The organism is Shouchella shacheensis, from assembly GCF_001484965.1.
In the GTDB taxonomy this organism is placed as follows: Bacteria; Bacillota; Bacilli; order Bacillales; family Bacillaceae_D; genus Shouchella; species Shouchella shacheensis.
The window spans coordinates 306,438-332,034 of record NZ_KQ947393.1 but is presented as its reverse complement, the minus strand read 5'-3'; the positions used below and the strand labels follow the sequence as shown (position 1 = coordinate 332,034).

Annotated in this window: 16 protein-coding genes; 15 read left to right on the top strand and 1 reads right to left on the bottom strand. The window is 44.1% G+C overall.

All coding sequences use genetic code 11. From position 1 onward, the window contains the following. The first annotated feature begins 9 nt into the window (after positions 1 to 9). The 10 genes from AVZ68_RS01520 to AVZ68_RS01475 all read left to right on the top strand — a co-directional run bounded on the left by AVZ68_RS01520 (position 10) and on the right by AVZ68_RS01475 (position 18,203). The gene (locus tag AVZ68_RS01520) at positions 10 to 1,917 is read left to right on the top strand and encodes a glycosyltransferase family 2 protein (protein WP_059102769.1); all 1,908 of its coding nucleotides are present in this window, start codon (positions 10 to 12) and stop codon (positions 1,915 to 1,917) included. Beyond that, positions 1,914 to 3,974, top strand: coding sequence for a glycosyltransferase family 2 protein (locus tag AVZ68_RS01515; protein WP_059102768.1), 2,061 nt, complete (start codon positions 1,914 to 1,916; stop codon positions 3,972 to 3,974). The genes AVZ68_RS01520 and AVZ68_RS01515 overlap by 4 nt, the downstream gene beginning before the upstream one ends. Positions 3,975 to 4,056: 82 nt before the next feature. After that, complete coding sequence (locus tag AVZ68_RS01510; protein WP_245628035.1) at positions 4,057 to 5,490, top strand: ATP-grasp fold amidoligase family protein; 1,434 nt, start codon at positions 4,057 to 4,059, stop codon at positions 5,488 to 5,490. Positions 5,491 to 5,590: 100 nt separating this feature from the next. Continuing rightward, positions 5,591 to 7,216 (top strand): ATP-grasp domain-containing protein, encoded by a 1,626-nt coding sequence (locus tag AVZ68_RS01505; RefSeq protein WP_059102766.1) that lies wholly within the window; start codon positions 5,591 to 5,593, stop codon positions 7,214 to 7,216. Between the two features lie 153 nt (positions 7,217 to 7,369). Next, positions 7,370 to 8,986 (top strand): ATP-binding protein, encoded by a 1,617-nt coding sequence (locus tag AVZ68_RS01500; protein WP_059102765.1) that lies wholly within the window; start codon positions 7,370 to 7,372, stop codon positions 8,984 to 8,986. A gap of 343 nt (positions 8,987 to 9,329) precedes the next feature. After that, complete coding sequence (locus AVZ68_RS01495) at positions 9,330 to 10,895, top strand: acylphosphatase (protein WP_059102764.1); 1,566 nt, start codon at positions 9,330 to 9,332, stop codon at positions 10,893 to 10,895. Positions 10,896 to 10,990: 95 nt separating this feature from the next. Further along, the gene (locus tag AVZ68_RS01490) at positions 10,991 to 12,616 is read left to right on the top strand and encodes an acylphosphatase (protein ID WP_157404547.1); all 1,626 of its coding nucleotides are present in this window, start codon (positions 10,991 to 10,993) and stop codon (positions 12,614 to 12,616) included. A 66-nt stretch (positions 12,617 to 12,682) separates the two neighbouring features. Further along, positions 12,683 to 14,860, top strand: coding sequence for a CapA family protein (locus AVZ68_RS01485; RefSeq protein WP_059102762.1), 2,178 nt, complete (start codon positions 12,683 to 12,685; stop codon positions 14,858 to 14,860). A gap of 120 nt (positions 14,861 to 14,980) precedes the next feature. Beyond that, positions 14,981 to 16,684 (top strand): beta-L-arabinofuranosidase domain-containing protein, encoded by a 1,704-nt coding sequence (locus tag AVZ68_RS01480; protein ID WP_059102761.1) that lies wholly within the window; start codon positions 14,981 to 14,983, stop codon positions 16,682 to 16,684. Positions 16,685 to 16,916: 232 nt separating this feature from the next. Continuing rightward, on the top strand, positions 16,917 to 18,203 hold the full coding sequence (locus AVZ68_RS01475) for a YheC/YheD family protein (protein ID WP_245628034.1): 1,287 nt from the start codon (positions 16,917 to 16,919) through the stop codon (positions 18,201 to 18,203). Positions 18,204 to 18,463: 260 nt separating this feature from the next. Here the strand turns inward: AVZ68_RS01475 and spoVB are convergent, their stop codons facing one another. Beyond that, the gene (gene spoVB / locus AVZ68_RS01470) at positions 18,464 to 20,032 is read right to left on the bottom strand and encodes a stage V sporulation protein B (RefSeq protein WP_059102759.1); all 1,569 of its coding nucleotides are present in this window, start codon (positions 20,030 to 20,032) and stop codon (positions 18,464 to 18,466) included. A 166-nt stretch (positions 20,033 to 20,198) separates the two neighbouring features. On the opposite strand from spoVB, the gene AVZ68_RS01465 reads away from it, so the two are divergent. The 5 genes from AVZ68_RS01465 (at position 20,199) to recJ (ending at position 25,597) form a co-directional block, all read left to right on the top strand. After that, positions 20,199 to 20,489, top strand: a complete 291-nt coding sequence (locus AVZ68_RS01465) for a post-transcriptional regulator (protein ID WP_059102758.1) — start codon at positions 20,199 to 20,201, stop codon at positions 20,487 to 20,489. A 27-nt stretch (positions 20,490 to 20,516) separates the two neighbouring features. Next, positions 20,517 to 21,830, top strand: coding sequence for a protein translocase subunit SecD (secD, locus tag AVZ68_RS19560; protein WP_082676235.1), 1,314 nt, complete (start codon positions 20,517 to 20,519; stop codon positions 21,828 to 21,830). Continuing rightward, entirely contained in the window at positions 21,820 to 22,758 is a 939-nt protein-coding gene (secF, locus tag AVZ68_RS19555; RefSeq protein WP_082676234.1) for a protein translocase subunit SecF, read from the top strand. The genes secD and secF overlap by 11 nt, the downstream gene beginning before the upstream one ends. Before the next feature lie 109 nt (positions 22,759 to 22,867). Further along, the gene (locus AVZ68_RS01455) at positions 22,868 to 23,191 is read left to right on the top strand and encodes a LapA family protein (RefSeq protein ID WP_059102757.1); all 324 of its coding nucleotides are present in this window, start codon (positions 22,868 to 22,870) and stop codon (positions 23,189 to 23,191) included. A gap of 63 nt (positions 23,192 to 23,254) precedes the next feature. Then, positions 23,255 to 25,597, top strand: coding sequence for a single-stranded-DNA-specific exonuclease RecJ (gene recJ / locus AVZ68_RS01450; RefSeq protein ID WP_059102756.1), 2,343 nt, complete (start codon positions 23,255 to 23,257; stop codon positions 25,595 to 25,597).

The following is a 25,597-nucleotide window of genomic DNA, read 5'->3' as shown; positions in this document are numbered from 1 at the left end:
TGACTTCGTATGCTCAAGAAAATGATATCTGCGCCAATGGACTGGGCTCTGTACACCCTTCTCGGTGAAAAGCAGCGAAAAAAAATTGGGGATCTGCTATCTAAGGAACAGAAGGATAAGCTGAAACAGGTGATCAACGGAAAAACGTTCATGCAACGACAGCAGCTGAAGCAAATCAAACACCATCTCTATAATCTCGGATTTACAGATAGAGCGCTTGCGGAAATGGACGCATTCCTCGAGGAGCAAAATAAGGAGGAACTCAAGAGACTAACGGCATGGGAACTGACCCTCTGGCACGCCAATCAATCTACACCAGAGGGCGCTCAAAAAGCTCTGCACTACCTTCCACTTGCTGCTCATAATGAACGGAGCTCAGATCAGCTTAGAAGGATCGCGATTATACAGGCGGAATGCTACGAGCTTCTTGGCGAAAGAGAGAGTGGCAAGAAAATCATCGCGGAAATGTTGGAAAAAGAAGCGCATGAAGATTTGTATCTCGCAGCCGCCAATCTCGAAGAAACGGTGGACGCTCGGGTAGAATGGATCAACAAAGTATTCGACCGATACCATCTTCAGCGCGTTTCTTTCGCAGTTAAAGGAACCATGGCTACTTATGATGATTTGATCACAAACCCGCTACCTAAAAAAATCGAAGAGGGTCCGAAAGTGTCGGTCATCCTTCCTGCTTTTCAAGCGGAATTCGGGGTACGAACGGCCATTGAATCCATCCTTGCTCAGACCTGGAAGAACCTTGAACTCATTGTGGTGGATGACTGCAGTCCCGATAACACCGTGAAAACGGTTAACGAGTATGTGCAGCAAGACGCCAGAGTGAAGCTTCTTTCCACGCCGATGAACAGCGGGCCATATGTTGCGCGCAATGTTGCGATGAAAGAAGCTACGGGTGAGTTTGTAACGATTAATGATGCAGACGACTGGTCCCATGCGGAGAAAATTGAAACACAGGTCAAGCATCTGATGGAACATAAGGACGTTATGGCGAATACATCCGCGCATGCCAGGCTAACGGAAGACCTTCAGCTGTACCGCCGGGGGACACCAGGGAGGTATATCTTTCCAAACATGTCCTCCATCATGTTCAGGCGCGAACCTGTGCTTGAAAAAGTCGGCTTCTGGGATAGTGTTCGCTTTGCTGCAGATGGCGAATTTAAACGCCGGCTCCTTAAGGTTTTTGGGAGAAATGCCTATGTGGACCTACAAACCGGTCCCTTGTCTCTGCCAAGGCAGTCCGTCTCCTCTCTAACGGGAAGCTCCGCGTTTGGCTACAATGGATTTTTCATGGGTGTTCGAAAAGAATATGTGGAAAGCCTAGAGTACCATCATAAGCAGGCGAAGACATTCTATTATCCTTATCCCCAAGACATAAGGCCATTCCCAGTGCCGGAGCCGATGTGGCCGGAGCGGGAGGAAAAGCAAGAGGGACGAAGAACGTTTGACGTTGTGATCGCTGCTGATTTCCGCCAGCAGACGGATATCGCATTGAAGGAGATCATGAAGCGTAAATCAACACATCTTCGCCTCGGCCTGATCCAACTGTACCAGTATGATTTAAACACACAGGAGGCTATCCATCCGGAAGTGCGTCGCGTTCTTGACGGCAACAGGGTGCAGATGCTTGTTTACGGAGAGAAAATCACTGCAGACCAACTATTGGTCATCGAGCCAGCCATCCTTGAAGACTGGCAAAGGTACAGGCCGGACGTAAAAGCGGAAGAGGTCAACGTTATTGTGAGCAATTTAAGGAATCCGGAACAGTGTTTACAGCATTTAAGAGACTATTTCGGTACTGCTGGAAGCTGGTACCCATTGGATCAACAAACTCGGGACATGCTGTTAAAACAACATGCAGATGCTGTGTTGCCACTCGCTGAAGAAAATTGGGTGAGTCAATGATAACCAGGAAGCAGACATATGAAAATGAATTAAAACGGCTCGCCAAGAAGCTAGAGGAAAAGAAAGACCAGAAGGAGAAAATCGTACGAAAAAAGGAAGAACTGGAACTGGCGTTTAACGCCGCTCGAGCCAAGGTGGAAAAGGCATCGAACATCCCAAGGAACGCAAAGAAATTTGTCCGGACGACAGGCGCTTATCTTCTAGGAAGACGAAATCCGAAACAGCTATACAGCAAAGCTTATAAACGAAAAAACGCTGAGAACCAGCTTAAGAACTATAAATATCATTTATATACTCTCGGTTTTACTGAAAAAGCACTGTCCGACTTGGAGCGGCTTTACGAAGGAACGGACGACCGCTATCTGAAGAAAGCCATCGCCTGGGAACTTGCCCTTTGGCATAGCAATAAATATACTCAAGACGGGGCAAGACAGGCACTGGAGTACCTGTCTATGACGATCCGTGGCGAGCAGGATGCTGACTTTTTAAGAAAAGCGGTCATGATTGCAGCGGAATGCCTGGACAGACTGGGTGAAACCGATAAGGCAAAGCAGCTCATCCAGGGGAGAATCAACTCCACCCCACATCCGGATCTTTACCTGGCCTCCGCCAATCTGGAAGTATTGCTGGAGGAGCGCGTGAAACGGGTTAACCAGGCAATGCAGCTGTATGAGCTTGCACCCATTACATTTTCCGGATCTACCTATGAGGATTTAACAACGGTGCCGAGCAAAGAATCAGTAGAAGACGGACCCAAAGTCTCGGTAATTATGCCCGCCTATAAAGCAGCGACGGGCATAGGAACAGCGATCGAATCGATCCTTTCCCAGACATGGAAAAACATAGAATTGCTCATCGTCGATGACGGCAGTCCCGACAACACAGTGGACGTAGCGAAAAGCTATGCAGAAAAAGACAGCCGGATTAAGCTTCTTTCCACCCCAGAAAATAGCGGACCGTATGTCGCGCGAAACATCGCACTGGGAGAGGCGACCGGAGAGTATGTGACGATCAATGACGCGGACGACTGGTCCCACGCTGAAAAAATCGAGACACAGGCTCAGTACCTGAGAGAACGTCCATCGGTGATTGCTAATACATCCGAACACGCCCGACTAACGGATGAATTGAAACTGCACCGGAGAGGAACACCCGGCACCTATATTTTCTCCAATATGTCTTCGCTCATGTTCCGGCGTGAACCGGTAATCGAGGAAATCGGCTACTGGGACAGCGCCCGGTTCGCGGCAGACAGCGAATATAAAAGACGGATGTCTGCGGCTTTCGGTTCAAAAAGCATTGTCGATCTGAAAACCGGGCCTTTATCGTTCCCCAGGCAGGCTTCCGGTTCCTTGACAGGCAGCTCCGCTTTTGGATATAAAGGGTTTTTAATGGGAGTGAGGAAGGAATATGCAGAAGTTCACCGGCTTCATCATCAAAAGGCGAATTCTGTGTATTATCCCTTCCCACAGGAAACAAGGCCTTACCCCTTGCCGGAGCCAATGTGGCCGAAGCGGGAGGAAAAGCCTGGGGGAATCCGCCACTTTGATGTCGTGATTGTGTCCGATTTTCGTTTGCCTAAGAACAACCATCACCGTACACTGGAGGAAATCCGCGCCCATAATGAAATGGGACTCCGGACAGGCCTAGTGCAGATGGCTCGCTATGACTTTCAAATGAAAAAAGAAATCGACCCCTCCATCAGGGAAATCATGGACGGCAATCACGTACAAATGCTGGTATATGGTGAGAAAATCAGATGTGATGTCCTTCTGATCAAACACCCGCCCGTGCTGCAGGAAAAGCAGAAATATATTCCAGATATCAAGGCAAATACCGTACGGATCGTTGTGGACGAACTGCCAAAAAACGTTAGACCATGTTCCAGAAATGCAACGGTCTATTTTGGTAAACAGGCAAAGTGGTATCCAATGAACGGCACTATCCGAGATATGCTGGAGAACCATCAAGCGGAATGGAAATCCATTAAACTCACCAGTGAGAACTGGCAGGACGAGAAGCCGTACACCTCCCGCCTGGAGGACTGGCTGGTGTAAGAGCGCGAACCGTGGGCCTGTTCAGGCAAAAGGGCTGCGACCACGTAACGTTCCCACCAACTGAAGCGAGGGGATGATGACAATGAATGACGATACGAATCAAAGCAAAGAGCGTAACGAGTTGCAGCATCCCTCGCTATCTGAACAGGAGCAGGAACTGATTAAGCAGCTTATGAAGAAAAGTGCTCAATTACATAGGACGGAAAAAGAAATTCAAGCTAATGAAAAACAAATCAACCATATAGAAAAGAGCAAGACGTGGAAATGGACGGCGCCCTTCCGGAAACTAGCGATCCTTTTTCCCTCAAAAAAACAGAAGCAGGCACAGCAAATCCGTGCATTGCAAGCGGAGTTGAAAACCAGCCGGAAAGAACTGTATAGCACTCGGGAAGAGCTGCATGAAGCCATGCTTGATGACCGGAACTTAAACAGTACCAAGCTTCTTGCCGCAATCAGGGATCAGGCGGAGGAAGGAAAGCTAATTGATTACATTCAGCAGGCTGTGCAGCAAAAGAAGCTGCATCAGGCCAATTATAATGAAGCCTTGCGCTATGCGGCAAGAATCGTTATGAATGAGCCATTGGAATATAAACAGCTGGCTTATACCAAAGTGCTGGAAGGTCTCAACATAGACGAGATTCCAGAATTCGTGATAAGAGAAGGCTTAACGGAGCCGCCCGTCGCCTTAAAACAAGCAGCTTCATTCCGAGGCAGCCTGAACATGAGGATACGGCAAAATCAGCTTGCAGGCCCATTACCGGAATGGCTCTTGGACAATAAAAAAGATGCCTACCATTTCATTACTAACCTGAATATAAGAAAGCCGTGGACATCCGATGAGAATTACACACATACAACTATCCCCAAGAATGAAGAGGTAGTCATTAAACCAGTCGACAGTGCGGGTTCACGCGGCGTATATCTCGTTTATAATTTTAATGATATAATAGATGTTAAAAGGTCAACAAAACTCGACAGCTGGGACCGATTAAAAGCAAGCATGGAAAAAGACTTGGAATCCGGCTGGGTAGCGGAAGACCAGTGGTATATGGAAGAACTTATCTTAGAAAATAAAGCGGAAAAAACACCCGCCAGTGATCTGAAATTCTATTGCTTTTACGGCAACGTTGGCCTCATCCTGGAAATCAGTCGCTTTCCCGAACTCAACTACTGCTGGTGGACAGCTGCGGGCGAACGACTACACACAGGGAAATATGAAGAAAATCCATATAAGGGGAGAGGCGTCTCACAAAGCGAAATAGAGATGGCGTCTTTCATAAGTGCGGAAATACCAGCACCGTTTATGCGGATTGATTTTCTAAGGTCCGAAGATGGTCTTGTATTTGGCGAATTTACACCTAAGCCCGGGAACTATGATGAATTTGATCAACCGGTAGACCAGTGGTTGGGAGATTGTTTTCTGGAGGCGCAGGGACGTCTCTATGAGGATTTGATGAATGGAAAGTCTTTTAGTGGTTATAGAAAATTAAAGGAAATTGTGGAACACCCCAAGTAATCAAAACAAGGCTTTTTAACCGTTACCTTCCTTCTTGCATTTTATTATACTCTCACGAAGAGACTTCGTAGACGAGTTATAGGGTTTAGGAGGCACTTTTATGGAGGAGAATCGCGCAGGGTGGCTTCCACATTTATCGAAAGAAGTCGTTTCACATGTAGAGGGAAACTTACTGGATGCTTATGCAGTTTCTCTCGAAGGGTGGAGACGAGGACTAACATTAAGATGGCATGTGAAGGACTCTGAAATGTTCAGTGAGATGACAACTTGGTATGTTGACAGGCCAGGACAGCTATTTTCTCTTACTTCCAAAGAGAGAACACATTATTTCTTCAGAACCAGAGGGGATAAGGTAACAAATCACGCAGTGGAAATTGGAAAAAACAAGGAAAAAACCAAACAAGTAATTCAAAACCAGGGCATCGCGGTTCCTAGTGGAAAACACTTTGATAAAGATCAATCAGATGAGTCAATATTCAATTACGTTCATTTGATCGGTTATCCGGTCGTGTTAAAACCAACGAATGGAAGTTTTGGGCGAGGGGTAATCACTAATATAAGAAACAACGAAGAATTAGAAGATGCCTTAATTTACGTGCGTGCTGAATTAAGTTATAAAGATGTCGTGGTTGAACAATATATCCCTGGTAGGGAATATCGTATTTATGTTGTAGGAGATCGGGTAGTTGGGGCTATAAACAGGATCCCTCCAAATGTTATAGGAGACGGGAAGAACTCCCTTCATACGTTGATAAATAAAAAAAATAAAGAAAGAGCGAAAAATCCACGCCTTATCAGTTGTCCGATCACCATTAATCAAGAACTTGAAACATTCATCGACAGAAAGGGCTATTCCCTGGCCAGTATACTTGAAAAAGGCGAGCGCATCTTTCTGAATGAAAAAAGCAATGTTTCGACGGGAGGAGACCCCGTTGACGTTTTAGATGAGTTGCCTGATGAAATTAAAACTACCGCAGTTAAAGCATTAAAAGCAGTTCAGGGGCTGGAGCATGGCGCTGTAGATCTAATTATTCATCCAGATAGAGCTTTGGCAGAAGCCGGGGTGGTATTAGAACTTAACCCTACCGCTCAAATAGGTGGTCTTTTGTATCCAATTCAAGGAAAAGCTAGGGACATTCCGGGAGAAATTATTGACTATTATTTTCCGGAAACAAAAACCGACGGGCATCGGAAACCTAACATATACTTTGGTTTACAAGAAGTGTTAACACCATTATCAAATAAGACAGCACGTATTACAGAAGTGGCTTCTATAGTACCAAGTCAGTTATACGGAAAGAAATGTACAATTATTGGAGAAGTTGATCACGATTATTTCCGTCTTAGAAAAGCGGCTCTAGATAGAGATTTATCGGGATCTATATATAAAATTAAGGACAACAAGACAGAGGTTGTAATAGCTGGGTTTGATGAAGTACATGTAGACCATTTCAAGGATGTTGTTAATGACATTTATTCATCAGAACGGTTAGATGTGAGAGAGGAAACCTGGGAGCAACCTGTAAAGTTAGGATTTCACATTCATGGCGATATGGATGAAATGTTAACCACACTGCAAGCAATGCAAAAGGACTTAGCGCAATCAAAAAGAGAGAAGAAAATTTTAGAAAAGCAATATAGAAAAATGCTTAACAGCCGTATATGGAGAGTTACAGGCCCTCTAAGGAAGTTATCCAGTTTTGTTAAGAAGAAAATCAAAAGTTAGCTTTTAAACTGGCTCAGTCAATTCAAAAGCTGGATATAGAACAGAGTAAGAGTTGGGGATAGATGGGTCTTTCGTAACGTTGTAAAAAATTCAGGGGCGTCTAGATAGGAAGTCCCTATTTTTGTAAGGATTAAATTGGAAGGAAGAAAATGGATGGTCCAAAATCAAAATCATTGGTTATCGCATCTTGTGGAAGCCATTCCTTACGAGGCGCAAAGAAATAGGATCAGCATGTATACAATTGCACTGGAAGGATGGAGAAGAGGTCTCACCTTAAAATTCCTTAGTTATAATAATAGAGGTAAGATGGATATTAAGTACTCCTTAAGCAACAAGGAAAAAGAGCACCAATTTATAGGCTCTGGCGGGGACTTAAATACGGCAGAAGCTGTATCTTTATGCGATGATAAAGAATTAACAAAGCAACACTTAATGGAAGCGGGTTTATCTGTTCCCCGAGGAAAAAGGTTTAATAAGGAGTCCTCGGAAGAAGAGATAGTCCGCTTTTCACACTCCATTAAATTTCCGGTTGTGTTAAAGCCTACAGACGGAAGTGGAGGAAAAGGTGTCTTTGTCAATCTTCAAGATGAAATGGAACTAAAAGAAGCCTTAATTCATACTCGTACTAAGCTCGGATACGCTGATATCATTGTCGAACAGTTTGTCGCAGGGGAAGAGGTACGTGTCTTCGTATTGGAAGACAAGGTGTTGGGGGTTACACAAAGGATGCCCGCAAATGTAGTAGGGGATGGAGAAAGGACCATTAGGCAATTAGTAGATGACAAAAATCATAAAAGAAAAAGTGTCCCTCATTTACACTTTCGGCCGATCAAAATAGACGCAGAGGTTAAAAGAACGCTGAAAAAATCGGGATTTTCGCTTGACAGTGTGCTTAAAACAGGGAAAAGAGTTTTTGTTAGAATGACCAGCAATATTTCAACAGGTGGAGATCCTATTGAAGTGACCCAGCAATTAACAAGTGCACAAAAAAACACTGCAATTAATGCAGTAAAATCAATTTCGGGACTGTCCCACTGTGGCATTGATATGATCATTGATAAAGAATCGAACAAAGGATTTATTCTTGAAATCAACACGAGAGCTGGTTTGGGGTCACATTTATTTCCAATAGAAGGACAAGCTAAAGATATTCCCAAAAAGATTATTGACTTCTATTTTCCTGAAACAAGCAAGATATCTACTGAGAAAGCGAATGTATACTTCGATTTTAAAACGATCCTGGATGCCCTTGAGGGGAGAACTGTAAAGGAGATAGAGGTAGAAAAACCAGTCAAAAATCATCTTGTAGCTAAGAGATTTAGTATCTCAAGTGAATTGGACCCTGCCGGGTATTATAAGTGGCTCCAAAAAAAAGTGTTTGAACAGGAGTTAAACGGTTTTATAGCAAGAGTGGACAAAGACAATATAGAGATAGTAATAGCAGGGCAGTCACAACAAGCTCTAGATCAATTCTATGAGATATTAAAGCATGGTTCACTAAAGTCTTTGATTTCCAATATTTTGGAACAAGAATGGAAGCTTCCAATTATGTTAGGTTTTCAGCTTGTTGACGGGTCACATTCCATGAGTCTTAGGGAGCTAGAAACTGCAGTACAGGATACAAAAAAACAGCTCTTTTTAATCGAGAAAGAGAAGAAGCGATTGGAGCAATATATAAACAGAATAACTAACAGCAGTATATGGAAAGCTACCCTTCCATTACGTAATGTTGGTAATAGAATAAGAAAGCTAAGGAAAACAACAGACTGATGATAGTCATCACAGACATACTCATGCTGCCGGAGTAGCTTTAGGCAATTGCAGGGTTTTATGTCCACCATCTATGCGGAAAACACTCCATCTCGCCTAACGTTTCAAAGAAGGAGTATTCCTACCTTGACTAAATAAAAGATTGATTTAAAATGGTTAAATGGAATTAGATTTTCACACTCAAAAGCACTTAGGAGTTTAAGGACTTAGTTAAGAGTTTCCAAATAGCGTTACTATCCTTGAGTGTACAAAAGGATTATTATAGTTATAGTGATCGGGATAACATTGCAATGAAACGATTATAAAAATAGTGTAGTTTTTACTTATATGGGAGGACTGGAGAATGCAAGATATTAGAAACAAGTGGTTTCCGCACCTTGTCGATGCTGTGCCCAGCGCCGGTCAAGGCAAGCGTATAAGCACATATACGCTTGCCTTAGAAGGATGGAGAAGAGGAATCACGTTAAAATTTTACAGAGTGTTTGATGAAGAAGATCATCTGAAGATCAGATACTCTTTAAGCTATAACGGAAAAGAACATCATTATTCGTTATCAATGGGAGATAAAATAACTGATCAGGCTTTCGAAATTTGTGATAATAAGGATCTGACCAAAAAGTATCTTGCCGAAGCAGGTGTTCCTGTACCCAAAGGGAAGAAATTCGGGCCTGACGTTGAGGATGAGGAGATCATCAATTATGCGATGACAATCGGTTTCCCTCTTGTCGTTAAACCGACAAATGGCAATGCAGGGAAAGGTGTCTTTGCTAACATTTTGTCTGAAGATAGATTGAAGGAAGCGTTGCTACATGTACGCCAAGAACTGAATTATGCTGAAATACTTGTTGAACAATATATGCCAGGTGAGGAATTTCGCATTTGTGTGATTGAAGATAGGGTATTAGGCGCCATGAATAGAAGACCAGCAAATGTTGTGGGAGATGGAGTCCACACCATTAAAAAGCTCATCTATTTAAAAAATACAGAGCGTAAAAAGAACCCTCACCTTACAAGTCGTTTGATTAAAATTGATAATGAAATACTAGATCTTATCGATCGAGCTGGATATACGTTAGAATCTGTACCAAAAGATGGGGAACGGGTGTTTATTAGACAAAAAAGTAATCTTTCTTCTGGCGGGGAAGCGATTGATGTTACAGAAGAACTAACCCCTGAATTAAAAGAGATTGCGATTAAAGCAGGCAAGGCAATTCCTGGTCTGCCCCATTACGGAATAGATATGATTGTTGATCCCGAAAAAAATACAGGGGTGATCCTGGAAGTGAATGCCAGGCCTGGTTTCGGTGGTCATTTATTTCCGATGGAAGGCGAACCTCGCGACTTCGCTAAGGAAATTATAGATTATTATTTTCCTGAAACAAAGGATATTGAGAGATCTAACCTATATTTTAATTTCAATAAAATATTGGACCCTTTAAAAAGTCATTCAGCCGAATCTGTTGAATTGCCCTTGCCACCAGCAGGCAAGTTATATGGGAAAAAATATGTTATCTCCGGTGATGTGAAAAATGGTCAGTACAGACAATGGATAAAAAAGCAAGCATTGAGACGAAAAATGCATGGTTATGCGAAATTGCTGGCAAACGGAAATCTGGAAGTTGTTGTAGCGGGCAAAAAAAAGGGAGCTGTTGATAAATTCAAGCAAATGTTAATCGATGGCAAGGAGAACATCACGGTCGAAGAAATCAGTGAAGAGGATTGGGACAAGCCGTTAAAGATGGGTTTTCAACTAAGGAAAAGTTATACAAAAAAACAGTTTAAAGATGTACACAAGGAATACAAGCATCTATCTAAAGAATACAATAAGATAAAAAATAGTCGAGCTTGGCGCGCCACTTATCCCGTCCGCTATTCATTAGATGTACTTAAACGTATTATAAAACGATAACTTTTTGGTAACAATATTAAGAAGAAGTTAAAAGTTAAAGTACAAGCTTCTCAATTTTTGGGGGTGATCTTATAATAGCTAATACGAGTGAATGGTTGCCGCACCTTGAAAATGCAGTCCCGAAGTCGGCATATGGTAAGAAACTGAGTATGTACCTCATTGCCTTGGAAGCTTGGAGACGTGGTGTAACGGTAAAATTCTACAGACTTGATGACCCGAAAAACAAAGGGCGCATTAGGTATTCTCTGAATTACCAGGGCAGAGAGTATAAATTCGAATCTTCCAAGGGTGATAAACTAACGGATACGGCCTATGAAATTTGTGATAATAAAGATCTCACAAAACAATACCTTTCAAAGGTTGGCCTCCCTGTTCCAGACGGAAAAAGATTTAAGGCAGAAGTGGTTGATGAGGAAATCGTGGATTATGCGAACACACTCGGTTACCCTGTCGTTCTAAAGCCGATCAGTGAAAATGCCGGAAAAGGCGTTCTAGCTAATATTCGGAATGCAGAAAAGATGAGAGAAGCTTTGGTACATGTCCGCCAAGAATTAAATTATCGTGATGTCATTGTAGAAGAACAAGTGCAAGGAGAGGAATTTCGCATCTTCATTGTTGGCAATCAAGTAATCGGTGCTGTAAATCGAGTTCCAGCCAATATAGTGGGGGATGGAATTCATTCTATTGGCAAGTTAATAGAATTAAAAAATAAGACAAAGAAAGAAAATCCTACGTTATTTAAAAGTCCAATTGCTATTGACAAAGAAGTGCTCAGTACGCTGCAATCCAAGAACTATACATTAAATAGTATCCCTGAGGCAGGTAAGCGTATTTTCTTAAGAAACAAAAGTAGTGTATCTATGGGAGGGGATCCGATTGATGTGACGGATCAATTGACCTCTAATATGAAAGATCTTGCTATACGCGCGTACGAGGCAATACCCGGCTTGGACTTATGTGGGTTAGATATGATTATCGACCAGGGAAATGATTCGGGTGTCGTTATTGAAGTAAATACAAGGCCTATGTTGGGTCTTCATTTGTTTCCGGTAAAAGGTGTAGCCCAGGATGTACCTCATGCGATTATTGACCATTATTTCCCTGAAACATTGGACACAGAGAAATCAAGCCTTTATTTTGATTTTGATAGCGTATTGGCACCTTTACAAAACAGGTCCACCAATATGATTGAGGTCAGCCCTCCCCCATTAGGAAAGCTGTATGCAAAGAAATACATTGTGTCCGGACGCGTTCAAGGTGTGGGCTATAGGAAATGGATCCGAAAGCAAGCATTGCAGCATCAATTGCATGGGTATGCAAAGAATACGAAAGACGGAAAAGTTGTAGTGAGCGTAGCAGGATTCAATCCAGATGACATTCACGAGTTCAAAGATATATGCTACTTGGGCCCAGAGAATGCACGGGTAGAGAAAGTGAAAGGGAAAGACTGGAATAAGCCTGTGAAGATTGGTTTTGAAATAAGAAAAGAGTCAAAAACGAGGCGCCTTAAAGAGCTGGAAAGTCAACTGCGGCAGGTAGAGATTGCTAAAGAGCTAGTGGAGCAGGAAAAGATAAAGTTTGAACAAGAGAGAAGTGTCGATCAGCAGAAAATGAAAGACCTTGAAAGCATAAAACAAGAGTATATGAAGCTTCGAAATAGTCGATTGTGGCGTTACACAAGACTACTAAGAAACATTGGTAGCTCCAATAAACGGTCCTGATCTGCTTGCTGTTATAAGACGTTGCTAAACTTTTCAAGAGGAATTTTGATAAAGAGGTGCTGGAACATGAACAAGCCATTTACGATAACGCTTGCTGGAGACACCAGTCTTGGGGATTGGTATTTAAATAAACCTAAGCAAAAGAAAGAGAAAGAAAGATTAGAAAAAGATCCTTACTCATTTATTCAAGAAGTAGCAACTTTGGTGGAAAAAAGTGACTACTTCATTTTAAACTTGGAGACCGTGCTTGCTGTGAATCCTTCTGGTTTCTTAGAAGGCAAGCAGTACCCCAACTGGGATTCACCTCAACGAACAATTGATATGCTAAAGAAAATGAATGTGGATGCTGTGAGCTTAGCTAATAATCATACGATGGATTTTGGTGCAGCAACTCTATTAAATACAATCAAGGAATTAAAGGATGCGGGAATTACGTACTTTGGCGCTGGCCAGTCTCGTAAGGAAGCGATAATGCCCGCTCAAATAAAAGTACAGGGAAAGTCTCAAACAAAAAATGTCTATGTACTGACTGGTATGAAAGCTTCTCGCCGATACCGAGTAGACTATAATTTCATGGCCACAGATAAAAAGGCTGGAGTTCATTATTTGAAAGAGGATCGGCTGGTTCGAAAAATTTCATCTATAAAAGAAAAAGACCCTGACTCTATTGTCATCGTTTGTCCTCATTGGCAAGGAAAGGACTATAAATGGGTGAAAGAAACCGAGGAATTTCGCTCTCGGACATTCGTTGAAGCAGGAGCGGATTTTGTACTAGCTCACGGTACACACATGGCAAACCATATTGAAAAATACAAGTCAGGAATTATTGCATACTCTATAGGAAATTTTGTTTTTAATTCTCCTGGACGTTACAAAAAAATGCAGGCTCCTCCTTATAGCTTCATTGTTAACCTTATGTTCTCGGAATCAGAAAACGGTTGGGATATTCAACCTGCTTTTTACCCTATTGTTACCGACAATAAAAAAACAGGCTTCCGAACCCGCTTTACTACTCGTGACGAGGCTGTAGAGCTGTTCGAAATACTAAATGAAAAGCAATACCTAGGAACTAAAAAAGATATTATAAAAAACGATGGAGACCGATATTATTTTGATATTCATCAAGCGAAACCATCAGATGAAATCAATCAGCTTTTACCAGCTCCATCTTTCAATTCTAAAACAGATGACCAGGACCTAGAGGCTTTTAAAGAAGAAGTTCATCAACTTGAACAAATCCAAAACAAAATTGACAATTATTTGTTCCATTACTATCAAAAGTTCAATAAAAATAAGTCCGTCTCCCAAGATAAAGAGAAATTAAGATTACTTGCTGATGTTGTCGAAAAACGACACATGAGCCATAACTTCTTAAAAAAGTTTGAGCGTAAAAAGATTCCTGTGACAAACTCGTTGTCCTTTCAAGATATCATGGTCGAAAGGTCAGCGATGAGAAAACTGGGCTACCGAGATTATGCCTGGTCCATTGACCGCAAGACAAAAGCCCAGATTTTCGCAGATAGTATTGGTTTACGCAGGCCGAAATCTGACCATACGATTTACCGTTTTGATGAGATAAAGGGAACAGAAGGACCTATTGTGGTTAAGCCTGTGCATTCCACAGGTTCAAAAGGCGTATATTTGATCTTCAATAATGATACAATATTATCTGCTTTCAACGGAAAATATTTGTCAAATTGGGGTGAAATAGAAGCCGAAATGAGAGGAGATCTTGAGGCGGTTAAACAGGGAAGCTCTAATAAAAAGCAATTATTAAAAGATGAGTGGTTTGTAGAAGAGCTTATCATGAAGTCTCCGAATAGCACAGAACCGCCACTGGATTTTAAATTTTATTGTTTTTACGGAGAACTATTATTTGTCTTGGAAGCGAACCGTGAGGATTCTTCTCAATTCAGCACCTGGGACGCAGAGGGAAATTTCATAAAAACGGGCTGGAAAGATGAGAATGTGCGACCTGGCGTTGGATTTTCTCAAGAGGATGCTGAAATCGCAAAGAAAGCCAGCTTAGAAATCCCAAGTCCTTTCGTGCGATTTGACATGCTGAAAGGTCATGATGGTCTGGTATTTGGAGAAGCCACGCCAAGACCAGGCGGATTTCATTTATTTAACAAAGAATATGACCGGAAGCTTGGACAGGCCTACAAAGAAGCGGAAGCTCGCTTGTTGCGAGATCTTCTACGCGGGAAAAAATTTGAGGCTTTTACCAAGCATTTCAAGATCTAAGGGACCTAGCATTTCCATAAAGGTGAATATGATTTAAATAGACAAAGGTTTGATTTGTACTAGTATTGACAATATAATGCGGGAATTTAACAAGCTAAACAAACGAAAGGTTGGATATGATTGAAACATACATTAGAACAAATTTACGACGCGGTCATCAACAAAAAGAAAACTTTAGGAGAAATTCCAGAAGGAGTCGATACAAGCTTTCGGACAAAGGATAACGAGATTGTCTTGTTTATATCCGTAGCGGATGCTTATTCTCGTGCTTTTGTTGGTATAGGAAAAGATACAACATTTAAGGTCGCGCTTGAATCAGCACTTAGTCAATGTAAACAAAATACACCCACTAATTTTAGCCCTATTTCTATAAAATTGGACATCGTGACTGAATTAAGTCTTATTCAAACATCCGAGAGCAAAATTAATATTAAAAAAGACACATTACGTTATGACCGCGGAGAGGACGGACTTACGATTGGTCCTTCTTTTGATGCGGCCTTTCTTCCAGAAGAAGTCGAGGCTTATCGGATGATTGTTGACAAAAAAGTTAAGCCTGAAAATATTTTTAATGCTTTCGAAAAACATTGCTTACTGACTGAAAGTCAATTGATTAAAAAGTTGCTCGGTTCTCAAACACTAGATTTATATAAATTTAAAACGAAATCTTACTACATTGATCAAAACGGTTTCACACCGCTTTATAATGGGCATCGTATCTATTCGGATTTAACAAAGCAGGACCTACTGAATGCCATAGAGTTGACTAAAAACAATTACTTTAAATACGTGGTCAACGCGAATGGGAAATTTATCTATTCTTACCTTCCTCAAGAGAATAGAAGCCAAGATAAATATAATATATTACGACATGCAGGGACAACCTATTCGATGTTGGAAACGTATGAGCTGTTTTCAGATGAGTTGTTGCTAAAACCTGTAATGCGGGCCATCAAGTTTCTATTGAAAAAAGCAAAGGAATTGGAGATAAATGGACATTCAGTAAAAGTAATTGTAGAAAAGGACCATATTAAGCTTGGGGGAAACGCCCTTGCAGTCATTGCACTTGCTAAATATACGCAGGTAACAAAGGACGAGCAATTTATCCCTATGATGCAAAGTATGGCAACCTGGATGCGGGAATTACAGGATGACACAGGCCGATTTTCTTTTCATAAACAAAGATACTCAACAGGTGAAGCCACTGACTTTGTATCCCACTATTACCCTGGTGAAGCAATACTTGCGTTGGTTCGTCTCTACCAGGTAGACGGCAATGAAGAATGGTTGGATGTGGCAGAGAATGAAGCAAAGTATTTAATAACGATTAGAGATAAGGAGGCAACAAGAGAAACTATTGCTCATGATCACTGGCTTCTCTATGGTTTGAATGAGCTCTATAGAGAGCGATCTGAAAGATTGTATCTAGACCATGCTTTATTTATCGCTCGAGCGATTATGCAAACTCAAATTCTGAATGACGACGTGGACCCAGAATGGAAAGGTGCGTACAATACGCATTCTAAACCGGTGTCTACTCCTGTCGCCTGTCGAAGCGAGGGACTCAGTGCTGCTTATAAGCTGGCTGTTGACTATGGTTATTCTCAAGAGGCAGAACAAATGAAAAAAGCTCTTCATGAAGGCATTAAATTTCAGCTACAAATGCAGCTCAGGCCGGAAACGACGATGTATTATGAAAACAAAAAGCTTTGCCTTGGAGCAGTACATCAGGGGTTAAAAAATCATGAACTGCGCAATGATTATACTCAGCACAACATCTCTAGCTTTATTGCCTATTACAATATTTTGACCCATGAATCATAGAATGCCACTTTTTATTGCATAGAGCTCGCTGGTAATCACTTAAAACGAACTCATAAAAGCCGGTTTGAAGCAAAAGCGAACCGGCTTTTGTCGCTAAGTTTTATTTCTTGAACCCAATTTCAACGGAGCAACATGGGTCTATCAGCTGGTTGAATAGGAATATTGGAAGGTGTGTACAGGAAGAGTAATGCGAAAAAGTACCTTCCTACACACCAAGAAAGGAACACAGAAAATGGAAAATATTGAAGTGCAGGAAATAACAAGTGAAACTGATATGCTTGTAGGCTTTATGCAACGGTCTGCTAAACCCTCAAAATTGGCTAAGGCAACTGCATTGATGTGCAAAAACTATGGGATGGAACTTATCTATTTACGACCTCGGGATGTGAATCTAGAACATGGGACGGTTAAAGGAAAGGTGTATCGAAAGAATAAATGGGTCTCTGTGGAAAAGAAGTTGCCGGGGTTAATAGATGCAGTTGCCCAATGTTTCAAGAAGGAAAATAGGGAAATCATGTCTTATCTCAGAGAAAATACTGTATTGACTTTTGATCCAAAAAATACACCGAACAAGAAAAAACTGCAGGAAGAGCTTTTAAAGGATCCACAGTTTTCCCACTTAGTAATACCGACACAGACGTTGGACGATTTTCATACGCTGGAAAACTTTCTTGCTAATTACTCCGCCATTATTATGAAGCCTCTTTATGGCAACCGCGGCAGAGGCCTATACATTCTAAGAAAGCAAGGGAATAAATATATTCTAGGTTATCGAGAAGAGGAGAAAATTTTAAATCGCGACGAACTCATAACACATTATGAAGAGTATTTAAAGGATGAACGTTATCTCTTACAAAAATATATCGAGTCAAAAACAAAGTTTGGTGACCCATTTGATTGCCGTGTCCATGTACAGAAAAATCGGAAAGGGAAGTGGGAAATAGCTAAGATTTTTGTCAGAATGGGCCTCGGTCAAAAAGTAATGTCCAATGTCCATCAGGGAGGCGGCATCAGCGACCCCGAGCCCTTCTTAAAATCCAATTTTGGAGAAAGGTGGGAAGAAATAAATCAGAAGTTGGAGGAATTGGCTGTTACGCTTCCTTATAAGATAGAGGAGCTCAAAAGAACACCAACGATGGACTTAGGCTTCGATGTGGCTATTGATAGGGACGGGGAATTGTATTTATTTGAATCGAACAATGGGGCTGCCACTGCTCCCCTCTTGGCGGAGTCAGCAATGCTTCGTGTAGAGTATTATCAATATTTACAGAAGGTTCACCCGCATCTGAAGGCGCATATTAAGGAAATAAAGAATACGAAACGTCAGAGAGCCCAGAGAGCTCGGAGAGATCAAGTAGTAAAATGGGAAAGAAAAATAAAACGGCTTCAGGATGAAAAGCAAGCAATACTTAAAGAGAGGGACCAGTTCAAAAGAAAATACGATGACATAAAGCAAAGCAAAAGCTGGCGACTGACAATCCCAGTTCGTAAGGTCCGTTCATTATTCAAGAGACAATAGAGTGACGCAAATATCCCTTGTAATATGAAAACCAAAAACTTTGCCTTGGAGCAGCGTATCAGGAGTTAAAAATCATGAACTGCGCAATGATTACAATCAGCATAACATTTCTAGCTTTATTGCCTATTACAATATATTGAACCATGAATTATAGAATGTTGCTTTTGATTGTGTGGAGTCTTGTGAGAAGGCTCGCCTAGTAGTTATTTAAAACAATCCCCCAAAAAACCGGTTCGCCCCAAAAGCGAACCGGCTTTTCCTTACTTTCTCCCAAGAGTCATCACCCATCTACCGATAAGTGGAAAATGCTGAAGCTCTGATTTTTTAATAAGTCCCAGCATGAACATTCCGCCAATGTAGACGACGGAGGTGATGGCGATGCTAAGCAGGGCATCTTGCAAATAAGGAAGCGTGAAAAACGAGTGCTTTTGTACAAAGGTGCCGACCATGCCTGTCGCGACAATCAGGAGAGCCAGCTTTGCAATCGTACGCATGTCAATCGTAAAGCCGGTTGTCTTTGCAATGGAGGCAAAGTGGAGCAGTGTCACGAGAATGAAGCCAGCGACGATGGCAAGTGCTGCGCCCATGACGCCGAATTCAGGTCTTGTGGCGAGGGCGAAGATGGCAATGGTTTTGATGATGGCCCCAAATAAGCTATTCATCATAGACACTTTCGCGTAGTTTAAGGCTTGCAAGGCTGCTTGCAGAGGTCCTTGGATGTATAAGAACAAAGCGAAAGGAGCCATTGTCTTCAACAGTCCCGCTGCATGTGGGGCGTCGTACATGAGCGTCATGAGCTCGGTGGCAAAAATGTAAAGCACGACCACGCAAATGCCCCCGGAGAGAAGAGCCATACGCAGGGCCTGATCGAGCCGCTGATGAATCAGCCCGGACTCTTCTTTGGCTGCGGCTTCGCTTAGACTGGGGACAAGGGAGACGGATAGAGAATAGGTGATGAATGTTGGCAGCGTTAATAGCGGTACTACGTAGCCGGCAAGGAGCCCGTACTGCTGCGTTGCGACCGCCGTGGTGACGCCGGCAATCGCTAAACTTTGGGCGACAACGATGGGCTCTAGGAAAAGCGATGTTGTTCCGATCAACCGACCGCCTGTAGTGGGCAGGGCAATGCCAAGCAAGCTGCGAAACGTTTCTTTTCCTTCTTTAACGACAGGAAAGAAACGGCGGCGAATCCGGAAGGACTTGCGTGTTTTAAATAAAAATATCATATAGAGCAGGGAAGCGAGCTCGCCAGCGACAACTGAGAGCATCGCACCGGCCGCGGCATATTCGATGCCTAGTGGCAAGAAGGCAGTAGAGAGAACGGCGACAAGCGTAATCCGAACGACTTGTTCGATCACCTGTGAATAGGCGGTCGGCTTCATGTTTTGCTTGCCTTGAAAATAGCCACGGAGCACGGCTGATATTGCGACGATGGGAACGATCGGTGCGATCGCTACAAGTGGCAAAAATGCACGCTCATCTGTGAGTAGCGCCTGTGAGACAAGCGGAGCCAGTCCAATCATTGCCGTTGTGAAGACGACGCTAAGCACGCCGGTAATCGCTAAAGAGACGACGAGAATGCGCTTAATTTGCTTGTGTTGCCCCCGTGCTTCGGCTTCTGCGACGAGTTTGGCAATCGCGACGGGGAGGCCCATTTGTGTAAGCGTCAGGATCAGTAATAGCGATGGCACGGCCATCATGTAAAGCCCGACTCCTTCCGCACCCATAATTCGCGCCATCACAATGCGGTTAATGAACCCGAGCGCTTTCGTGATCAACCCCGCTATGATTAAAATCAATGTCCCTTTAAGAAACGTTTGCTTTGTCATGATCGCCCCTGCTTTCTTAGAAAGAAATGAACATGTTTGTCTATGTGTATGCGTGAGTGGACAACTCATGACAGGAGAAAGGGGATATTGCTCACTCCCTTGTTTCCTTTTTAATTTGATTGTTATAGAATGAAGGGTGTGACGCTATTTGAGTGGAGGTTATACTGTGGAAGAGAGGCAGCAGTTTGAAGCATGGCGTGAGGATGTCTGGCCCGTTTTGGTGAGCAAGCGTGATGAATTTCATGACTTTGGTTACGACCGTGTGACGCTGGATGATTTATGGGCCTTTACGATCGATAAGTTAAAAAAGAAAAAGCATTACATACCGCTTTATGCGTTTGTGGATTTCATCTTGTCCGTTCAGCCGCAGGACTATATGACCTGGATCACGGTGAATACCTACAAGGAACCCACAGACTGGTTTAAGGATTTTGAGGAAGCCACTGCGAAACGTTGATGGACAGGTAGGGAGGACATACATAGCATGGTGAAAAAAGGACGGATGGCCATTTTCTTTCTCATCGTCGCGATTTTTGCGGCGGGGATCTCGTATTGGGCAAAGCCTGTACTGAACGACGTGAATCTCGGTCTCGACTTGCAGGGAGGGTTTGAGGTTCTGTACGAAGTCAGTCCGAGCAATGAGGGCGACGTGATTGATGAAGACGCGATGATTGCAACGACCACCGCGTTGAATGAGCGTGTCAATGTCATTGGTGTCTCAGAGCCGGTGATTCAAATCGAAGGAGATGACCGAATTCGCGTTCAGCTGGCTGGCGTGGAAGATCAGGAAACGGCAAGGGAGCTTCTCTCCACAGAGGCTGAGCTGACGTTTCGGGATGTCGATGACAATGTGTTGCTTGATGGAAGTGACCTCGCACAAAATGGAGCGAGTGCTCAGTTTCACGAGCAATCCAACGCGCCGATTGTTACCTTGACCTTGAATGACGCAAGCGAGTTTGGGGAGATCACAACGGACATTTCGCAGCGCCCTGAAGGCGAGAATATGCTCGTCATTTGGCTTGATTATGAAGAAGGGGACAGCTACTTTGAAGAAGCGCAGAAACAGATGCAAGGGGAAGAGCCCCAGTTTCTCTCGGCGGCTAGAGTACAGGAGCCGATTCATTCCACCAATGTCATGATCGAAGGGAATTTTACCACAGAAGAAACGAGGCATCTTGCAGAAATATTGAATGCGGGTTCGCTGCCGGTTCAGCTTGACGAACTGTATTCCACATCGGTGGGTGCTTCGCTTGGGGAGCAGGCGATGGTGCAGACCGTGTACGCGGGGCTCATCGGAATTGCGTTGATCTTTGCCTATATGCTCTTGTCTTATCGATTCCCGGGTCTGATTGCTGTGATCACGCTCTCGATCTATACATTCCTCGTGCTTGTCGTCTTTAACGCCATGAATGCTGTCCTGACGCTGCCAGGGATTGCCGCACTGATTCTCGGGATCGGGATGGCCGTCGATGCCAATATTCTAACGTATGAGCGAATCAAAGAAGAACTAAGGGCAGGAAAATCAATGAAATCTGCCTTCAAGGCCGGAAGCAGGCGTTCATTTACGACGATTTTTGATGCCAATATCACGACGCTGATTGCGGCGGGTGTGATGTTCTACTTTGGGACAAGCTCCGTGCAAGGGTTTGCGGTCATGTTAATCATTAGCATTCTGGTCAGCTTCGTCACGGCGGTCTATGGCTCAAGAATTCTTTTAGCCCTTTGGGTGGAAAGCAAGTTTTTGAACAAGCGGCCACGCTGGTTTGGTGTGAAAGAAGGTGACATTGATGAGCTTTAATCCGGAAAATTGGAATGTCAATTTAACCAAGCATCGCAAAACGTTTTTTATTGGTGCGATCTTAACGGTGATCATTGGGATTGTGTCGCTTGCGACGTTTGGATTGAACCTTGGGGTAGACTTTGAAAGTGGTTCCAATGTGGAAATTCAAACGGACGATACGCTGACAGAGGACCAGTTGATGGAAGATTTTTCAAGGATTGATGAATCCTACGAACCAACGATTACGTTGGGTGGAGAAGGAAATACGTCGGCGAATGCTCGTTTCAATGAAGTACTCTCTCAAGAAGAGATTGCCCTCGTGCAGTCGTATTTCGCAGAGGAGTACGATACGACACCGAACATCAGCACGGTTTCGCCAATTGTTGGGCATGAGCTTGCCCGCAATGCGATTCTGTCGGTTCTCATTGCGTCTGTCGGAATCGTCCTCTATGTGGCCGTTCGCTTTCACTACCTCTATGGAATCGCAGCGATCATCGGGCTGTTGCACGACGCGTTCTTGATTATTGCTGTCTTTAGCTTGCTGCAAGTGGAGGTGAATGTGCCCTTCATTGCCGCCGTATTAACGGTGGTCGGCTATTCGATCAATGACACGATTGTGACGTTCGACCGAATGCGAGAAAATGTAAGACGAGAGAAAGAGATTCAAGGCTTTGAGCACCTGGCGAGAATTGTCAACAAGAGTTTGCTTCAAGTGTTAACACGTTCGATCAATACCGTCCTAACGGTGCTTTTTGCCTCCATTGCTTTGCTTTTATTTGGGGGCGAAGCGATTCGATCGTTTTCGCTTGCCCTTGTGATCGGGTTAATGGCGGGCACGTATTCATCGATGTTCCTTTGTGCACAGATGTGGCTCGTCTGGGAAAACCGTCGTCAGAAGAAGCTAAAGGACAAGCCGCAGGAGCCAGCGGATGAGCCGACTGTCTAGGAGAAGCCTATGCCTTTTTTGTAAGGCATAGGTTTTTTTCAAATACGATGTTGAGAGTTTGCTCATTCTGGGTATAGTAAGAAGTAGAAACCCGTGGGGAGTGAATGTAATGAAAGCACAAACGGCCTTTATTATTGGACTTATTGCCGCCATCATCATCGCTGTCTTTGCTGTTATGAACGTTGAGTCCGTGCCTGTGAACTACTTGTTCGGAACGGCGAACTGGCCGCTCATTCTTGTGATTTTAGGATCAGTTTTCCTAGGGGCGGCAGTTGCTGGGGCGTTATCTATCATGAGGATTCGTCAACTTCAAGTAGAGTTGAAAAAGTTGCGCACCCTCGATCCTGCTAACGATACGCAAGCCACCGAGGAGAAACCATCACCGGAATCAGGCAAGCGCCCATCGGAAAAAGATCCCGGGCAGTCGTCATAGAGAAACATTGTCACCCCTTTTTCCCTCCTGTATAATGGATGGGTCAAGGGGTGTTTTTTACGTATGTTACAATCGAAAGCACGATGGCGCGTTCTTGAGCAGAATGAATCGCTCGCAGAGGAGCTAGCGGACGAGCTCGGGGTCTCAAGGCTCGTCGCTCGTCTTCTTGTGCAGCGAGGGTTCGGCTCCAAAGAAGTGGCCAGGCGTTTTTTGCATAAGGATAAACCAGAATTCTATGACCCGTATTTGCTTAAAGGAATGAAAGAAACCGTTGCGCGTATACATGAAGCCGTTAGGCGAGAAGAACGAATTCTTGTGTTTGGCGATTATGACGCAGATGGCGTGAGCTCGATATCGGTCCTACTCACTGCCTTAAGAATGGTTGGCGCTGATTGCGACTACTATATCCCTAATCGCTTCACAGAAGGGTACGGGCCCAATATCCCGGCCCTGAAGCAAGCGAAGGAAGAGGGGTACTCCCTCATCGTTACTGTGGATACAGGGATTGCTGCCCTTGAGCCAGCAGCCTATGCCAAAGAGGCAGGGCTTGATTTCATCGTAACCGATCACCATGAACCTCCCCCAGAGCTTCCCGAGGCTTATGCCATTATCAATCCGAAGCAACCGGGTTGTACATACCCGTTCGATAGCCTGGCGGGAGTCGGAGTTGCTTTCAAAGTCGCTCACGCTTTGCTCGAGCGCGTGCCAGAGGAGCTGCTTGACTATGCAGTAATTGGAACGATTGCTGACCTTGTTCCGCTGATCGATGAAAACCGTCTCCTTGCAAAAAGGGGATTAAAGGCGTTGGAGCAAACGGCGCGTCCGGGGCTGCGTGCGCTTAAAGATGTGTGCGGAATTGGGGCTCAGTCGCTGGAGTCGGATCACGTCGGTTTCGGCATGGGACCACGTTTAAATGCGGCGGGGCGCTTGGATTCAGCTGGACCGGCGGTGGAGCTTTTGCTTGCGGAAGATGAGCAAACGGCAAAAGAGCTCGCAGCCGCCATTGACGAGCTGAATAAAGAGAGACAGGGCATCGTGAACAAAATCACCGAGGAAGCGATTGCGCTTGCGGGCGAGCAGGAAGAACATAGCTCTTCTCATGCACTTATTGTCGCTAAGGAAGGGTGGAATGCTGGGGTAATCGGAATTGTTGCCTCAAGGCTCGTGGAGCGTTATTACCGACCGACAATCGTTATGAGTATTGATAAAGAAAACGGGCTGGCCAAAGGGTCCGCGCGAAGCATTGAAGGCTTTGATATGTTCCAGGAGCTCTCCGTAAGCCGTGACATTTTGCCTCACTTTGGAGGGCACCCGATGGCAGCGGGCTTAACGATGAAGGAAGCCGATATCGGGCTGCTTAGGGAACGGTTAAACCAACAGGCCTATGAACACCTCACCTCAGAGGATTTCATCCCTGTTTCTGAGATTGATGTAATCGCTCAGGTGGAGGATGTGACCGTTGGATTGATTGAGGAGGTAGCAGAGCTTGCCCCGTTTGGCGTGGGCAATCGAAAGCCTAGCGTTCTGCTGAAAGAGACATGTGTCACCGAGGTGCGGCGTATTGGAAGCGATTCGTCTCATTTGAAAATTCAGTTCGCTGGGGCTGGTGCACCCCTTGATGGGATTGCGTTTCGCTTTGGTCACCTCTATGAGGAAATGACGCCGCAGGCGAAGCTTTCGGCCGTGGGCACGCTCTCCTTAAACGAGTGGAATGGGCGTGTGAAAGCGCAGCTGATGATTGAGGATGTGGCGATCGATCACTGGCAGCTTTTTGATTGGCGCAGCATTCAACCTCACCGCTTGAGAGAGCGGCTGCTTACTCTTCCTGAAGACAAACGACTCGTCTTCGCTTTTCAAAAAGAGACGAAGGAGAGGCTCGGTTTGACCTGCGAGGTGGTGGATCCACGCTCTGCAAACATCCATATCAACGATACCTATTGCGTCCTGCTCGACTTGCCTAATGACCGGGCGGAACTGGGAGAGCTATTTACAGGAGAAGAGAGGCCGAGTCGAGTCTACGCCGTTTTTTCTCAAGAAGAAGAGACGTTCTTTCGCACCAATCCAAATCGTGAGCAGTTCAAATGGTACTATGCCTTCCTCCGTAAGCAGGGGCGTTTTCACCTTGATGCGCTCGGTAAAAAGTTGGAGCAGCACAAAGGCTGGACGAGCGAGACAGTGGGCTTTATGACCGATGTTTTTGTCGAGCTTGAGTTCGTGTCACTTAAGAATGGTTATGTGGAAGTGAACCCAAACCCTGCGAAGACAGCGCTTGAGGCGTCAGCGACCTTCCATAAAAAGCAAGAACAGACGTACTTGGAAAATGAGTTTGTCTACGCTTCCTACCAGCAGCTGAGGGAATGGTTTGACGGTATGTTTGCAAAGGAAGCGACAACGACCTATGTATGA

Bases quoted from the DNA above. Each gene is read 5' to 3' on its own strand.
- AVZ68_RS01520 (WP_059102769.1), top strand. From the start codon at position 10: ATGCTCAAGAAAATGATATCTGCGCCAATGGACTGGGCTCTGTACACC.
- AVZ68_RS01515 (WP_059102768.1), top strand. From the start codon at position 1,914: ATGATAACCAGGAAGCAGACATATGAAAATGAATTAAAACGGCTCGCC.
- AVZ68_RS01510 (WP_245628035.1), top strand. From the start codon at position 4,057: ATGAATGACGATACGAATCAAAGCAAAGAGCGTAACGAGTTGCAGCAT.
- AVZ68_RS01505 (WP_059102766.1), top strand. From the start codon at position 5,591: ATGGAGGAGAATCGCGCAGGGTGGCTTCCACATTTATCGAAAGAAGTC.
- AVZ68_RS01500 (WP_059102765.1), top strand. From the start codon at position 7,370: ATGGTCCAAAATCAAAATCATTGGTTATCGCATCTTGTGGAAGCCATT.
- AVZ68_RS01495 (WP_059102764.1), top strand. From the start codon at position 9,330: ATGCAAGATATTAGAAACAAGTGGTTTCCGCACCTTGTCGATGCTGTG.
- AVZ68_RS01485 (WP_059102762.1), top strand. From the start codon at position 12,683: ATGAACAAGCCATTTACGATAACGCTTGCTGGAGACACCAGTCTTGGG.
- AVZ68_RS01475 (WP_245628034.1), top strand. From the start codon at position 16,917: ATGGAAAATATTGAAGTGCAGGAAATAACAAGTGAAACTGATATGCTT.
- spoVB (WP_059102759.1), bottom strand. From the start codon at position 20,032: ATGACAAAGCAAACGTTTCTTAAAGGGACATTGATTTTAATCATAGCG.
- secD (WP_082676235.1), top strand. From the start codon at position 20,517: ATGGTGAAAAAAGGACGGATGGCCATTTTCTTTCTCATCGTCGCGATT.
- secF (WP_082676234.1), top strand. From the start codon at position 21,820: ATGAGCTTTAATCCGGAAAATTGGAATGTCAATTTAACCAAGCATCGC.
- AVZ68_RS01455 (WP_059102757.1), top strand. From the start codon at position 22,868: ATGAAAGCACAAACGGCCTTTATTATTGGACTTATTGCCGCCATCATC.
- recJ (WP_059102756.1), top strand. From the start codon at position 23,255: ATGTTACAATCGAAAGCACGATGGCGCGTTCTTGAGCAGAATGAATCG.